We start from the raw sequence: 14,030 nt of genomic DNA, 5'->3' as shown, positions 1-14,030 counted from the left end.
AGTATTTTGTCTATCAATTCATAGAATGATTTGTCACTCCACTGTTTTATCGGCTTATGCAAAAGCCTCAGAAAATTCGAATCCTTGGCAAGAGACTTTCAATCCTTAATGTTTGATTACCTAATTATGTGGGATAAATTGGATTTGTGCAATAACCGATTTAAACAAACTATTTTACACTCCCTAATGAGGCAAATATCAAGTTCTGATGGAACCCCTGTTGGTGATAAGCAATGCCCTGCAAGAGATAGTTGTTATGAATATAGAGTTTGAAAAAATATGCCCAGGGCGAAAAATTTATCGTAGAAGCAGAGGCACACGATTGCATCACACCAGAGAACAAACTTGATTGGACTTGGTGGGACAATGTAACGAATAAAACAGAATACATCGGTGCATCACTTTGTATGGATTGTTTTCAAAAAGTCTTTAAAGACGCCTTGCCGGAAGCAACAAAGGAACGAATTATGAAAGAAGCTTCAAGAACCAGTGAAGATAATCCGGGTACTAGTTATCTTTGGTAAAAATAATATGAGTGTCTATGTGACAAGCCCCCCTGCACTAGCGGTACGGGGGCCTTGCTTTATTGTCGGAAATTTTATAATCTGCTACAATGAGTCTGAGAGGAGGCGGCAATAGGGATGGAAAAAGATTCATTGCTTCAAGGGGAGTCTAAAAACATAGAATATAAGGAAATGGTTCCGGAAGACAGCCAGAAATATATTAAATCTGTTGTTGCCTTTGCTAATGGAGATGGCGGGCGGATTGTATTTGGTGTTGAAGACGGAACGATGCAGGTTGTTGGTATTCCCCAGAATGACCTTTTTCGACTGATGGATGCTATTACTAATGCGGTTACGGATAGCTGTGCGCCGATGATTATTCCGGATCTTTTTGTTCAGGAAGTAAAGGGGAAATCGCTTATCATTTTGGAGATTGCGCCAGGAATGCAGCGCCCGTATTATATCAAAAAGAAGGGGCTTGTGAAAGGAACCTATATCCGGACGGCTGGAACAACGCGTCCTGCGGATCAGGCAATGCTGCAGGAATTGCTTTTAGAAGGGAAAAATAAATTTTTCGATCAACAACCGATTCCGAATCTGAAAGTGAAGCAAGCTGATGTGGCAGCATTATGCCATTCGATGAGAGAAACGGCTAAAAAAAATGCAGCATCAGATTTCCAGCGTCAAGAAATCAAAGAGTTGACGGTTAATCAGCTTATTTCGTGGGGTGTTTTGCTTGAACATAAAGGCCAGCTTATACCCACCTATGCATATGCGATGCTGACACATCAGGCTGGGTATCCTCCAGTTGTTCAATGCGCTGTGTTTAAAACGGAAGATAGAGCCATTTTTATCGATAAACGGGAAATTGATGCACCGATTCAGGAACAAATGGAAAAAGCATATCAGTACGTGCTTGAAAAAATCAACATGGGTGCTAGATTTCAGGGAGTCTATCGACAGGATATTTATGAACTGCCTCCGGACAGTATCCGTGAATTAATTGCCAATGCACTTGTACATCGTAATTATTTGGAGCCGGGATCCATTCAGATTGCTCTTTTTTCAGATCGATTGGAAGTTACTTCTCCAGGCGGCCTGATGCGTGGCGTAACGCCTGAAAAAATGAAAGAAGGATTTTCAAAGATTCGCAACCGGGCCTTGGCCAATGCTTTTGCTTACATGAATCTGATTGAAAAGTGGGGCAGTGGCTTTCCGCGTATTTTGCGGGATTGCCGTGATTATGGGCTGAGGGAACCGGAAATTCTTGATTTTGATGGCGATTTGCGGGTAAACTTGTATCGAAAAACTGACCAAACCACTGACCAAACACCAAAAACTGACCAAACCACTGACCAAACACCAAAAACTGACCAAACTACTGACCAAACCGCTAACCAAACTAAAAACACTGACCAAACTGGAACGAATCTGCCTGTAACATTAAATGATAAGGAAGAAGCTATTTTAGCATATATCCAAAAGAAACCAGACAGCACGCAATCGGAAATTGCGATGGCCACGTCGCTGTCCCTTGGTACTATAAAATATCATACGAAGAAGCTGCAGGAAAAAGGCTATCTAAAACGCATGGGAACGCACCGTAAAGGATACTGGTCAGTGATACTCAAATGATACTATTTTTTTTTAAAACTGCGAAAATGAGGCTGATTTTGAAAAAATGATGCTTTAAAAATGGCTTAGTGAAGCCATTCTCATTTTGGGGAAAAGCCGAGGGAGTAGAACTCAAATAATTTCCTTTGTGAAATTAGCAGACCTGTGTACGATTCCGTACACAGGTCTTTTTTTTATGTCAAAAACGGACTAAACAATTCACCTAAGTACTAAAAACTTAAATGGGCTTATGCTATAATTAGTTTATAATTTGTAAACGATAATTATAGTATTTGTAATGACGATAGAGGACGTGATTTGTTATGGGAATAGGGGAGATGCGAGCAGAGCTACATCGCTATTATGACCGGTTGACGTCAGGTATCTGCCTGATCGGGATGGAACCGGGAGAGCCTATTTTATTTGTCAATAAAGGGATGCTGAAGATTTACCATTGTACTGATGAAGCGGATTTTTACCGCTTTACCGGGAAGCGGCTGCAGGGCATGGTCGATGCCGAGGACTATTATCCTATCGCCCATATGGCCGGCTCGGACCAGACTGGTTTTGTGACTTTCCGCTTCCGCACGCGGGATGACCACTTTCGCCGGGCTGAAGGTTCGGCCAGTGTTATTTCCTTCGAGGATGGGACGAAGGCCTGGCTGCTGCAGATCATCAGCAGTGAACTAAAAGGCAGCAGCGCCCAGAACGATCCACTGACGGGGCTGCTCGGTATGCGCCTGTTCTTTAGGAAAGCCTTGATGGTGGCTCGGCAGGAAAGTCCTAAAGGCCGTCTGTCATTATATTGCCCGACTTATTTCAACCTTACGAACTTCCGCCTTTATAATTCACTCCATGGCTTGGCTGCTGGCGACCATTGCCTCAAATACATCGCCTCTGTGCTGCAGCAGTCTTTTCCGGATGCCTTGATTTCGCATCTCTCTGCCGACGGGTTCGCGGTATTGGCGATGAAGAAAGATTTATTCCAGACTATAGAAGTCGTTTGCAGCCGCGTCAATGCCTATATCAATAATTCCAACATCGTCTTGAAGGCTGGCGTCTGCCTGTTGGAAAAAGACGACATTTATATCGTGCGCCATACTTTTGATATGGCTAAAATCGCCTGTGATACAATCAAAACCGATGCTACGCGCTGTTGGGCCGTCTATACGCGGGATATGGGCGAAGCCTTGGAAAAGCGGGCTTTCGTCCTGGAAAATTTCAATGCCGCTTTGGAAAAGGGGCATATCAAGGTCTATTATCAGCCCGTCGTCCGGACCATGACTGGGAAAATCTGCGGTGTTGAAGCCCTAGCCCGTTGGGAAGATCCTGTCTACGGCCGGCTCACGCCGAATGTCTTCATTCCCGTCCTGGAACAGGCTCGGCTCATTCATAAATTGGATTGCTATGTTCTCAATCAGGTAGCCAAACAGCTTCATTACCGGCTGGCCAATAAACAGCCTGTCCTGCCGGTGTCGATCAATTTATCGCGCCATGATTTCAACCTTATGGACCCTTTTAGGATGGTTGAAAATGTCATATCCCGCTATGACCTGCAGCGGGACTATATCCGCATCGAAGTGACGGAAACGGCGCTGGTCAAAGAGAAGCATAACTTGATTCAGACCTTGCGGCAGTTTCAGCGGTCTGGCTATCAGGTCTGGCTCGATGACTTCGGCAGTGCCTATTCGTCGCTCAACGTCCTGCATAACTATCATTTCGATGAACTCAAGATCGACATGGCCTTTTTGCGCAATTTCAATGAAAAGAGCCGCCGCATCCTCAAGGCTATCGTCCTCATGGCCAAGGAACTGGGTGTCCATACCCTGGCTGAAGGAGCAGAAACGAAGGCCCAAGTCGACTTTTTGAAGGCCATTGGTTGTGAAAAGATACAGGGCTATTATTGGGGACAGCCCATGTCTTATGAAGACATACAGATCTTTTGTGAGAACTATGAGTACGGCCAGGAAACGCGGCGGGAAGAATCGGTCTATGATAAGGCTGGCCTCATCAATGTCGTGACCGATGTCCCTGTGGCTATCTTTCACTATGATGGGAAACAGGTCGTCGTGCTGTCAGCCAATCAGGCTTTCCGCCAGATTATTCGCCAAGCTTTGCCAGCCTATAATGGGAAAGACCTGCCCTTGCGGATTGAGAACCTTTCTTTCCGCCAGCGGTTGCAGCCTTGCTTGGAGGAACTCATTGTATCCAGTCAGGAACAGGTCGTGACCTATATCGAGGAAGATCACTATTTGCAGCTTCATCTGGGGCTAATCGGCGGGACCCAGGGCCGTTATCTGTGCCGCGCCTGGATTTATAACATTGCTGATGCCAGAGAAGATAAGGAAGCCCATCGCATTGATTATTTACTGCGCAACATCCTCCAACTCTATAAGGGCTTGTATTATCTGAATCCCCAGGACGATACCTTTGAAGTTATCAAGACGGTGATGCCCAACTGGGCCCAAGGGCAGGCCCAGAAGGGTATCCTCCGTCTGCTGACCGATTATGCGACCCGCTTCGTCCATGATGACGACAGGAAACGTTTTTTAGCATTCCTCGATTTCGACAATGTACGCCGCCAGGCCGGCAAGTCGCAGACGAATAGCACGGGCAGTGTCTTCCGCATCAAGCAAGCTGACGGCAGCTATCGCTGGACAGTCTATTTAGCTATGCTCCTGCGCAACGGCGGCCGGCAAGGGGTTCTACTGTGCTGCCGCGATGATATATGGGAAACGGCACGGGACCGCAAGAGCTTACTGCCGATACTGGCTACCTCTTTGGGCCTCCATGAACTGGAACCGGTCCGGCAGCCTTATTTCCGTATCCTGCGGGAACTGTGTCAGGCCATGATTCGTTATTCGGATATCAAATTCTTCTGGAAAGACCGAAAACGGCGTTTTGCTGGCGTTAGTCAGGCTTTCCTCGATTATTACGGCTTAAAAGATGAAAAAAGCCTCATCGGGAAAACCGATGAGGATATTGGCTGGCATATCCAGGGGAAAAAGTATGAAGAGGCCGAATGGGCTGTCCTTGAAAAAGGCGAGGTCACGCACTGTGTTGTCGGAGAATGTCTCGTCCAAGGCCGACCGCATCGAATTGCCGCTACCAAATTTCCTATCTATCGCGGGAGACGTATTATCGGATTGCTGGGGTATTTTGAAGATTTAGAGTATGCCGATGCCCGTCAGGCGCGGCTCCGGCAGAGAAGTTTTGTCGACGACGTGACGGGACTGCTCAATTTCCGGGGACTCTTGCAGGCGGCAGATGAGTACGGCGAGAAATATCGGCGCTATGGTCGGGATTATACGTGTGTACTCCTCGAAGTGCCTGCATATGAAGCGCTTTTTCAGGAGTATGGCGATGAAGTGGGACAGAAGTTGCTGCAGGCCATTACACAGCAGCTGATGGCCTTCCATACTTTAAATGAAACGTTGGCCCATTTGAGCGGTAGCCGTTTTTGTTGCATTATCCCGAAGACCATAGATGACGATTTCCGGAATAAAATGCTGAGTCTCGTCGATGCCATCCATGGCATTACGAATATTGGCGACTACAGCTGTACTCTTTATTTACAATACGCCGTGGCTCAAGGGTCGGAGGGCCAGGATTTCGATGAGGTCATGATGCTTTTGCGGAAACGCTTGAATGAAGTGAATGAACAGCAGTATGGACAAGCTATCTATATCGGCGACCGCCTGGTCTTCGATAAGGAAAAATTTGATAAGCTCGATGAAGAAGTATCCATTATCGCTCCGGATACGTATGAACTGGTCTATGTTAATGAATACATGCAGAAGAGCTATGGCCTTTCCAATACCTATAGCTGGGTCGGTGAAAAGTGCTATAAGATCCTGGCCGGCCTCGATGCGCCTTGTCAGGACTGCATCAATGGCCAGCTGCGCCGCGACTGTTTTTATACGACGACGCGCCGTAATCGCAAGACCGGGCAGAACTTGCTCATGCGGGCGACGCTCATTCCCTGGCAAGGGAAGAATTACCGCTTTTCCATGGCTGTCAATATCGATCCGTATATCAGCCATGATTTGGCTGAAAATAATGTCATTTTCCGCGAAGTCATGGCCAATGAGGTCATTGCTATCGGCATGCGCGAAGCCAATCCGGATGTAGGTTTGCAGAAGATGTTGGAAAAAATAGGTCACAGCTTGCAGGCCGAACGGGTTTTGATTTTTGAAGAACAGGGAAGCCAGGTCAGTGCAACCTATGAATGGCATCAGGAAAACTTGCAGCCCGTCGCTCGTACGGTTCAGCACATTCCCATTAATTCCCTGCGGCCCCTCTATGATACGTTCGATACGAAACAGATGGCTATTATTGAAGATGCACCGGAATTCATACAGACGCATCCTGGTTTCCATCCCTATATCCCTGGCGTCCGCCGTCTCGTATCGGGTCACCTGACCCAGTCAGGCAAGTCCTTGGGCTTTACGGAAGTCATTAATCCGTCGGCGCTGGCCTTTAAATCAGCAGGTCTCCTGTTGTCGACGCTGACCTTGTTCTTGGCCATCATGTTGCGCAACCGCGATATTTTCCGTTCCCTCGAGAGCATCAGCACGACAGACCAGCTGACCGGCGTCGGTAATCGCCGGGGCTTTGCGGAATATCGCCAGACGTTACCTGACGGGATTTCCCTGGCCTTCATCTTCGGCGATCTCAATGGCCTCAAGCAGATCAATGATACTCAAGGCCATGAAGTCGGCGACCAGCTCATCCGCCAAGCTGCTCAAATCATGAAGAACCTGACTGGTGACATCGCCGTATTCCGCATGGGTGGCGACGAATTCATTATCGTCGCTAAGGATGCCGATGAAGCGCAGGCCCAGCGGCTCGTCAACGACCTGCGTGCCCGCTACCGTTCCAGTGGTATCAGCATGGCGTTGGGCTATATCGTGTGCCAGACGCCTATCGCCAACATTGACGACGTATTATCTCAGGTAGACAAGAAAATGTATGCCGATAAAGAACGGATTTACGGCCGGCGTCATCCCTGAGTGCCTTTGAGGCCCAAGGCCAGCAGCGGTCGTGCCAAAGCGGCAGCACAGAGGCTCTTGACGATATCCAAGGGAATGAACGGGACGACGCCGCTCATGATGGCGGCTTCCCACGGCATGCCTGTGACGCCTTTGAGCTGCAGGACACCGCCTAGATAGATGACCGGGATGCCGATGACGACGGCTACCAGGGCGTAGCGCCGGAAACTATAGTCCTTCCCTTTGAACCAGGACATGAGGAAGACCGCTGCGACGTAGGCCCAGATGTAGCCACCTGTCGGGCCGAACATTTTGCCCGGACCTGCCGTACCGCCTGTGAAGACGGGGACGCCGATGAGACCGATGCCGATGTAGGCCAGCATGGTGATGGCTGCATCTTTCGGCGGCAGCAGGAAGGCGACCAGGTTGACGACGAGCGTCTGCAAGGCAATGGGCGACTGGGAAAAGGGCAGGGGGATGATTAAATACGCGGAGATACAGTTCATAGCAATCAGTAAGGCGATGCGCGTCAGGCGCATCGTCTTTTCTCTGGAATCAGACATGATAAAAGCGCTCCTTTGCTTACGGATTTCTCCCGTATTATAGCAAAAAAACGCTTGTGAGGTCAACTTTATATATACTGATAATGGGTTGACAATATAACTTAGAACAGTTTTTTCAGGCACGGTTCGACCTGGACGCCTTCGCGGGGATCGCTGCCAGACTGGTAGGTATATTCGATGGCCACGTTCAGGAACTGGACGGCTTTCTTTACGCTGTCGTGCAGGAGCTGGCCCTGGAGCAGGGAGCCCGTCAGGACGCTGGTGAACAAGTCGCCCGTGCCGCAGGTGCTGAAGGGAATACGGTCGACCGTACATTCGTCGAAAGAAGACGTCTGGGCATCGTAGCTGACGACAGTAATCGTGTCGTTGCCCGTGGGGACGCTGGTGATGATGATTTGACGCGGTCCCATGGCGGCCAGCTGCTGGCAGAGTTCGAGCATGGTCTTCATGGACGGGGTACCCGGGTCATAGGGGCGGCCCGTCAACAAGGTCGCTTCGGTGTAATTCGGCGTAATGATAGTCGCTTTGGCAATGAGTTTGCGCATTTCCGTGACGATATCCGGCTTGAAGACGGGATAGAGTTTGCCGTCATCAGCCATGGCCGGGTCGACGACGACGAGCGTATCGTCTTTGGCGAAGCGGGAAATGGCATCGAGAACGATGGCTATCTGGCCGGCGTCGGCGAGGAAACCGCTGTAAATAGCATCATAGGAATAGCCCAGTTTCTGCCATTTATCCATAAATTCCGTCATGTGCGGCGTGAAATCAGAGAAGGTGTAGTCGCCATAGGTCAGGTTATTGCTGAAAATAGCTGTCGGGAACGGGCAGACCTGGAAGCCCATGGCCGAAATGACCGGGATGGCAGCTGTCAGGGAGCAGCGGCCGAAGGAACACATATCGTGAATTGCAAGGACGCGTTTTGTAGCCATAGAGAAAACCTCCTAAAAATAAACTGTACTATCATTTTACCCGATAACATGGGCCATGTAAATAAGACAGATTGCGGCGATTCTGTCCTGCCAGTTCGATTCTCCCGGGGCCGTAAATATGGTATAATTAAATTTATATTATTTGTTGCAATGAATTTGTTGAGATAGGAGACTGGGGTTATGGCGCAAGAAGCGAATGTATTGATGGGGTTGAGTGTCAAAGCGATGATTTTCCACGAAGGGAAGCTGCTGTTGTTGCAGAAGAACGATGCCGAAGGGCTGCATCATTGGGAATTTCCCGGCGGCGGCCTGCGTTTCACGGAAGACTTTGAAGCCGGCCTTCGCCGGGAAGTACGGGAGGAAACGGGCCTTTCTATCACCTTGGAGGCCCCGGCCGGTATCTGGAGCTATCAGAAGAAAGACGGCCAGTTCCTGAACGGCGTCATCTTCACGGCTATGGCCGATACGGATAAAGTGTCCCTGTCCGAAGAACACCTGGCTTATCGCTGGGTCACGCCGGAAGAACTGCCGTCGTACCGCCTGCACGGGTCGCTGCAGCGTTCGCTGAAACAGATGAAGCAGTTCTCGTATGAAAAGAGCCACGCCTTGCTGCGCGGTTTCCTTTCGGCTATATGAGGTGCCCTATGGACAGGAAGAAACAGGAACGGGCGCCTTTTGTCGAAGCCCTGGAAGGGTACTGCCAGCAGCACCTGAAGGCCTATCATACGCCGGGACACAAATTGGGACAGGGCATTTCCGCCTATCAGGCCAGCCTCTTTGGCGACGCCCTGCGGCGGGACCTGGGCGTCATGTATGCCCTGGATGACTTATTCCAGCCGGAAGGAGCCCTGAAGGAAGCCATGGACCTGGCAGCTGACCTCTATGGCGCCGGGCGGACTTTCTTTTCCATCAACGGCACGACGGCCTGTATCGAAGCCATGATCCTGGCTGTCTGCGGCGATGGCGATGAAATCCTCATTCCCCGCGAGGCCCATAAGAGCGTCATCAATGGCCTGGCCTTGAGCGGCGCCGTCCCGGTCTACCTGGAAAGCCGCTTCGATGCGGTCCGGCAAGTGTCGCTGGGACCGGACCTGGACAGCTTGAAGAAAGCCGTTGCAGCCCATCCCCGGGCGAAAGCCGTCGTCTTCACCTATCCGACCTACGATGGCATCGCCGGCAACCTGAAGGCCCTGGCAGCCTATGCTCATGAACAAGGCCTGTATGTCCTCGTCGACGAAGCTCATGGTGCCCATCTGGGCTTCCACGGGGATTTGCCGGCAGAAGCCCTGGCCTGCGGTGCCGACTGCGTCGCCCAGAGCACCCATAAGATGGCCGGTTCCCTGACCCAGACGTCGATGCTGCACTGCCGCGAGGACTTTCCCCTGACGGACCGCGTCGCCGCGTCGATGGCTGTCGTCCAGTCGACGAGCCCCCATTACTGGTTCCTGGCTTCCCTGGACAGCGCCCGCCAGCAGCTGGCTCTGGAAGGCCCCAGTCTCATTGGCCGGGCCCTCGAACTGGCCCGGTCGGTGCGGGATGCCATCCGTGCGATTCCCGGACTGACCGTTTTTGGACGGGAAATCATCGACGGAAAAGTCGTCAGCGGCTTCGATGAAACGAAAATCACCATCGACTTTTCCGGCATCGGCCTCGACGGCGTGACGGCTGAACGGGCCTTGCGTCAGCAGGGCCTCGAAGTGGAACTCATCGCCGGCAATCACGTCCTGGCCCTGATTACTCTGGGCGATACGGAAGAAACGGCCCAGGCCCTGGTCGAGGCCTGCCGGACGATTGCCCAAGGCCGCCGTCTCTGCCCGGCCGGACCGGTCCAGGAACAGGCTCTGCCGGAGCCGCAGGTCGTCATGGCGCCGCGCCAGGCCTGGAACTGCCCCGTAGAAGCCGTGCCTTTCACTGAGGCACGCGGCCGCATCGCCGCGGAAAATGTGACCTTTTATCCGCCAGGCATCCCGGTCCTGACTTTAGGCGAAGAAATTACGGCAGCCTGCCAGGATTATATCCGCCAAAAGATGGCCCATGGCTATAAGCCGAACGGCCCGGCCGATGGGACCTTGGCGACGATCCGCGTATTGAAGGAGGAGTTCCATGAAAGGTAAATTATTCATCATCGAAGGCGGCGACGGCAGCGGCAAGGCGACGCAGACCCGGCTGCTGACGGAACACTTACAGTGCGATGGCTATGACGTGAAATCCGTCAGCTATCCCGACTATGACAGCGATTCCAGCGCCCTGGTCAAGATGTACCTGCGCGGCGATTTCGGCAGCGATGCCGACGCCGTCAATCCCTATGCGGCGTCGGCCTTTTTTGCCGTCGACCGCTTCGCATCGTATCAGATGAAGTGGAAGGCTTTTTATGAACAAGGCGGCATCGTCATTGCCGACCGCTATACGACGAGTAATATGCTCTATCAGATGATCAAGATCGACGACCCGGACCAGCGCCGGGCCTATCTGTCCTGGCTGGAAGACTTTGAGTTCCATAAAATGGGCCTGCCTGCCCCGGATAAGGTCTTCCTGCTCGACGTTCCCCTGGCCGTCACGGAACGGCTCATGGCGGACCGGACAGGCAAGACCGGCGGCCAGACCGGCGATATCCACGAAAAGAACGAGGGCTTCCTGGCCAAATGCCATGCCGCCTATGACGAACTGGCTGAACGCTATCACTGGCAGCGCATCGCCTGCACAAAAGACGGGGCCATGCGCACGCCCGAGGCCATCCATCAAGACTTATACCGATTCCTATTTACTTTATAAGGGATTTTTTTTATAATTAATTGTTAAGGTATTTTATTGGCGTAAGGGGGACGACTCATGGACAGGACGCTGTTTGATCCGATTATCGGCCACGGCCGTTTGAAAGAACAGTTCGCCCGCCTCATCGACGAAGACCGCGTCCCGCACGCCATGATTTTCGCCGGTCCCGCCGGTGTCGGCAAGACGATGATGGCCATAGCCGTTGCGTCGGCCCTGGTCGGCCGCCGGGTCTTTCCCGACCTGGCCAGCCGTGAAGGCGAAGCCGTTGCCGGTGATAAGGACGATGCCTTCTATCTGGCTCCCCTGGGGGCCATGCTGAAAGTAGACCAGTTCCGCCAGCTCCAGGGTGAACTGGCCTTGCAGGGCGAAGCCGGTTGCCGCCGGGTCTGTATCATCGACCATGTGGAAACGATGAATACGGAATTTGCCAACCGCATGCTGAAAATCTTGGAAGAGCCGCCGTCGGGAGTCTGCTTCATCTTGATTACAGACCAGCCCGATTTACTGCTGCCGACGATTATTTCCCGCTGTGCCCGCTTCACTTTCGATCCGGTCAGCGACGAGGAGATGCGCCAGGGCCTGCGGCGCCTGAAAGGCGACGGCGGGAATTGGGAAGAAGCTATCCTCTGGGGTGGCGGCATCGTCCGGACCGTCTTGTCCTATCTTGAGGGACAGGGGACGGATAAGGCCCATTTTGCCCTGGACTTCTTGACGATTACGGCGAAACACGCCTGCCCCTATGCCAAATGGCTGGCCGTATCGGCGGTGCTGACGGATACGGAAACGACGGAGATCCTCGGCTGGATCAGCCTTTTTCTCCGCGATATGGCAGTCCTGCGCAGCGGAGCCGGCCGGGACTATATACGTTTAAAAGGATATATCCATGAAATGACAGAATTACTGCCGTATTGGACGGATGACGCCGTCTTTGGCCTGTCCCAGGTCCTCGATGAAGGCCTGGAAGCGGTGTCGCGCCACGTCAACGTCCGCCTCGTCTGGGATTATGTATGCATCCGGGCGATACGGCTCAGAGGAGGATTTTAATGATCGTTGTAGGTGTACGTTTTAAACCTGCCGGAAAGATATACTATTTCGACCCCGCCACTATCGAACTCAAACTGGATGACGGCGTCATCGTCGAAACGGCACGGGGCATGGAATTTGGCCATGTCGTCATTGCGCCGCGCAGTGTCGATTCGTCGGAGGTGGTCCAGCCGCTGAAGCCGATTATCCGCAAGGCGACGGCTAAGGATTTCCGCCAGGTAGAAAAGAATAAGGAACGGGAAAAGAAGGCCTTCGGCATCTGCCTGGCGAAGATTGCCAAGCATAAGCTGCCCATGAAGCTCATCGATGTCGACTATACCTTCGATATGGGCAAGATCATCTTTTTCTTCACGGCTGACGGCCGTATCGACTTTCGCGAACTCGTCCGCGACTTGGCCTCGGTCTTCCGCACGCGCATCGAACTGCGCCAGATCGGCCTGCGCGATGAAGCCAAGATGATCGGCGGCATCGGCTGCTGCGGCCGGCCCCTGTGCTGTGCCACCTTCCTGGGCGACTTCAAGCCCGTTTCCATCCGCATGGCCAAGGGCCAGGGCATGTCCCTCAATCCGACCAAGATTTCCGGGATCTGCGGCCGCCTCATGTGCTGCCTGCGCTATGAAAACCAGCTCTATACGTCAGGGGAACTGAAGTGCTGCAACTGCCAGCAGAAGTGCAGCGAACAGCAGAAGCCGCCGGCTGTGGGCAAACGGGTCATGACCGATGAAGGCGTCGGTACGGTCTTGCGGGTCCACATGAAAGACCATACGGTCAAGGTCCAGCTCGAATCGGGGCACAATATCAATGTCCCCTGGTCGGACGTCGGGGAAACAGAACATGAACATTGAGTTAGGCCCGCACGAACGGTTGGACGACCTGGTCCTGGACGGCATGAAGGTCATCCAGCGCGATGACCAGTTCTGCTTTTCCCTGGATACGGTCCTCCTGGCCCATTTCGGTGCCGTGCCCCACGGCCCGGCCCTGGACCTGGGGACGGGCACGGCGGCTATCCCCCTCATCTTGACGGCCCGCGGCGCCAAGAAGCTGACGGCCGTAGAATTTAATCCGGTCATGGCCGATATTGCCCGCCGCAACGTGGCCATCAACGGCCGGGATGACCGCATCACCCTCGTCGAAGGCGATTACCGCCGTATCCGCGATTGGGCGGCGAGCGGTGCCTTTGCCGCTGTCTACGCCAATCCGCCGTACCGCGAAAAGAGCCGCGGTGCCTATAGCGACGTCGACGGCATCCGCCGGGCCTGCCATGAAGAGACGGCGACCCTCGGCGACGTCCTCGATGCCGTGAAGTATGCCCTGAAATATCACGGCCGTTTCCGTATGGTCCATATCACGGAACGCCTGGCCGATATCCTGGAAGCCATGCGCGCCCACGATATCGAACCGAAAGTCCTGCAGATGGTCCATGGCCGGCCTGATAAGAAGGCAAAGCTCTTCCTCATCGAGGGCATCCGCGGCGGCAGTAAGGGGCTGGATGTCCTGCCGCCGCTCATCGTCCACAACCCGGACGGAAGCTACAGCGACGCCGTGAATAAGCTGTACGGGAAGCTGTAGGGGCGCCCATGTGGGGCGCCCGCTTGTGGGAATCCCATGTTCATG

General features: G+C 52.7%; 11 protein-coding genes. 9 read left to right on the top strand and 2 right to left on the bottom strand.

The annotated features are described in order from the left end of the window. Nucleotides 1-269 precede the first annotated feature (269 nt). The 3 genes from NOS26_RS03395 to NOS26_RS03385 all read left to right on the top strand — a co-directional run bounded on the left by NOS26_RS03395 (nucleotide 270) and on the right by NOS26_RS03385 (nucleotide 7,129). Entirely contained in the window at nucleotides 270-524 is a 255-nt protein-coding gene (locus NOS26_RS03395) for a hypothetical protein (protein ID WP_041647075.1), read from the top strand. 117 nt (nucleotides 525-641) lie between these two features. Beyond that, the gene (locus tag NOS26_RS03390) at nucleotides 642-2,138 is read left to right on the top strand and encodes an RNA-binding domain-containing protein (protein WP_255917274.1); all 1,497 of its coding nucleotides are present in this window, start codon (nucleotides 642-644) and stop codon (nucleotides 2,136-2,138) included. Nucleotides 2,139-2,455: 317 nt separating this feature from the next. Next, entirely contained in the window at nucleotides 2,456-7,129 is a 4,674-nt protein-coding gene (locus NOS26_RS03385) for an EAL domain-containing protein (protein ID WP_255917273.1), read from the top strand. Here NOS26_RS03385 and NOS26_RS03380 read toward each other — a convergent pair. Together NOS26_RS03380 and NOS26_RS03375 are read right to left on the bottom strand one after the other, a co-directional pair. After that, the gene (locus tag NOS26_RS03380; RefSeq protein WP_014015364.1) at nucleotides 7,120-7,671 is read right to left on the bottom strand and encodes a biotin transporter BioY; all 552 of its coding nucleotides are present in this window, start codon (nucleotides 7,669-7,671) and stop codon (nucleotides 7,120-7,122) included. The two genes, NOS26_RS03385 and NOS26_RS03380, sit on opposite strands and share 10 nt — an antisense overlap. Before the next feature lie 101 nt (nucleotides 7,672-7,772). After that, a complete protein-coding gene (locus NOS26_RS03375; RefSeq protein ID WP_255917272.1) occupies nucleotides 7,773-8,600 on the bottom strand; it encodes a pyridoxamine kinase in 828 nt (275 codons plus the stop codon). Nucleotides 8,601-8,780: 180 nt separating this feature from the next. On the opposite strand from NOS26_RS03375, the gene NOS26_RS03370 reads away from it, so the two are divergent. Genes NOS26_RS03370 through NOS26_RS03345 form a run of 6 tightly spaced genes read left to right on the top strand, consistent with a single transcriptional unit; the run spans nucleotide 8,781 to nucleotide 13,985 of the window. Then, on the top strand, nucleotides 8,781-9,236 hold the full coding sequence (locus NOS26_RS03370; RefSeq protein WP_014015362.1) for an NUDIX domain-containing protein: 456 nt from the start codon (nucleotides 8,781-8,783) through the stop codon (nucleotides 9,234-9,236). A gap of 8 nt (nucleotides 9,237-9,244) precedes the next feature. Next, a complete protein-coding gene (locus tag NOS26_RS03365; RefSeq protein ID WP_255917271.1) occupies nucleotides 9,245-10,714 on the top strand; it encodes an aminotransferase class I/II-fold pyridoxal phosphate-dependent enzyme in 1,470 nt (489 codons plus the stop codon). Further along, the gene (locus tag NOS26_RS03360; protein ID WP_014015360.1) at nucleotides 10,704-11,372 is read left to right on the top strand and encodes a thymidylate kinase; all 669 of its coding nucleotides are present in this window, start codon (nucleotides 10,704-10,706) and stop codon (nucleotides 11,370-11,372) included. The genes NOS26_RS03365 and NOS26_RS03360 overlap by 11 nt, the downstream gene beginning before the upstream one ends. Nucleotides 11,373-11,429: 57 nt before the next feature. Beyond that, nucleotides 11,430-12,416 (top strand): AAA family ATPase, encoded by a 987-nt coding sequence (locus tag NOS26_RS03355; protein ID WP_027895147.1) that lies wholly within the window; start codon nucleotides 11,430-11,432, stop codon nucleotides 12,414-12,416. Continuing rightward, entirely contained in the window at nucleotides 12,416-13,261 is an 846-nt protein-coding gene (locus NOS26_RS03350; protein WP_014015358.1) for a stage 0 sporulation family protein, read from the top strand. Before NOS26_RS03355 ends, NOS26_RS03350 begins: the two co-directional genes overlap by 1 nt. Further along, nucleotides 13,251-13,985, top strand: coding sequence for a tRNA1(Val) (adenine(37)-N6)-methyltransferase (locus NOS26_RS03345; protein WP_027895146.1), 735 nt, complete (start codon nucleotides 13,251-13,253; stop codon nucleotides 13,983-13,985). The genes NOS26_RS03350 and NOS26_RS03345 overlap by 11 nt, the downstream gene beginning before the upstream one ends. Nucleotides 13,986-14,030 lie beyond the last annotated feature (45 nt).

The organism is Megasphaera sp. SC8-1, from assembly GCF_024436295.1.
Lineage (GTDB): Bacteria > Bacillota > Negativicutes > Veillonellales > Megasphaeraceae > Megasphaera > Megasphaera elsdenii.
Note: the sequence above shows the minus strand (reverse complement) of the source record. Positions and strands in the feature narration are given on the sequence as shown.

Coding starts and splice junctions, on each gene's coding strand:
- NOS26_RS03370 (WP_014015362.1), top strand. CDS start 8,781: ATGGCGCAAGAAGCGAATGTATTGATGGGGTTGAGTGTCAAAGCGATG.
- NOS26_RS03380 (WP_014015364.1), bottom strand. CDS start 7,671: ATGTCTGATTCCAGAGAAAAGACGATGCGCCTGACGCGCATCGCCTTA.
- NOS26_RS03355 (WP_027895147.1), top strand. CDS start 11,430: ATGGACAGGACGCTGTTTGATCCGATTATCGGCCACGGCCGTTTGAAA.
- NOS26_RS03390 (WP_255917274.1), top strand. CDS start 642: ATGGAAAAAGATTCATTGCTTCAAGGGGAGTCTAAAAACATAGAATAT.
- NOS26_RS03345 (WP_027895146.1), top strand. CDS start 13,251: ATGAACATTGAGTTAGGCCCGCACGAACGGTTGGACGACCTGGTCCTG.
- NOS26_RS03350 (WP_014015358.1), top strand. CDS start 12,416: ATGATCGTTGTAGGTGTACGTTTTAAACCTGCCGGAAAGATATACTAT.
- NOS26_RS03385 (WP_255917273.1), top strand. CDS start 2,456: ATGCGAGCAGAGCTACATCGCTATTATGACCGGTTGACGTCAGGTATC.
- NOS26_RS03360 (WP_014015360.1), top strand. CDS start 10,704: ATGAAAGGTAAATTATTCATCATCGAAGGCGGCGACGGCAGCGGCAAG.
- NOS26_RS03365 (WP_255917271.1), top strand. CDS start 9,245: ATGGACAGGAAGAAACAGGAACGGGCGCCTTTTGTCGAAGCCCTGGAA.
- NOS26_RS03375 (WP_255917272.1), bottom strand. CDS start 8,600: ATGGCTACAAAACGCGTCCTTGCAATTCACGATATGTGTTCCTTCGGC.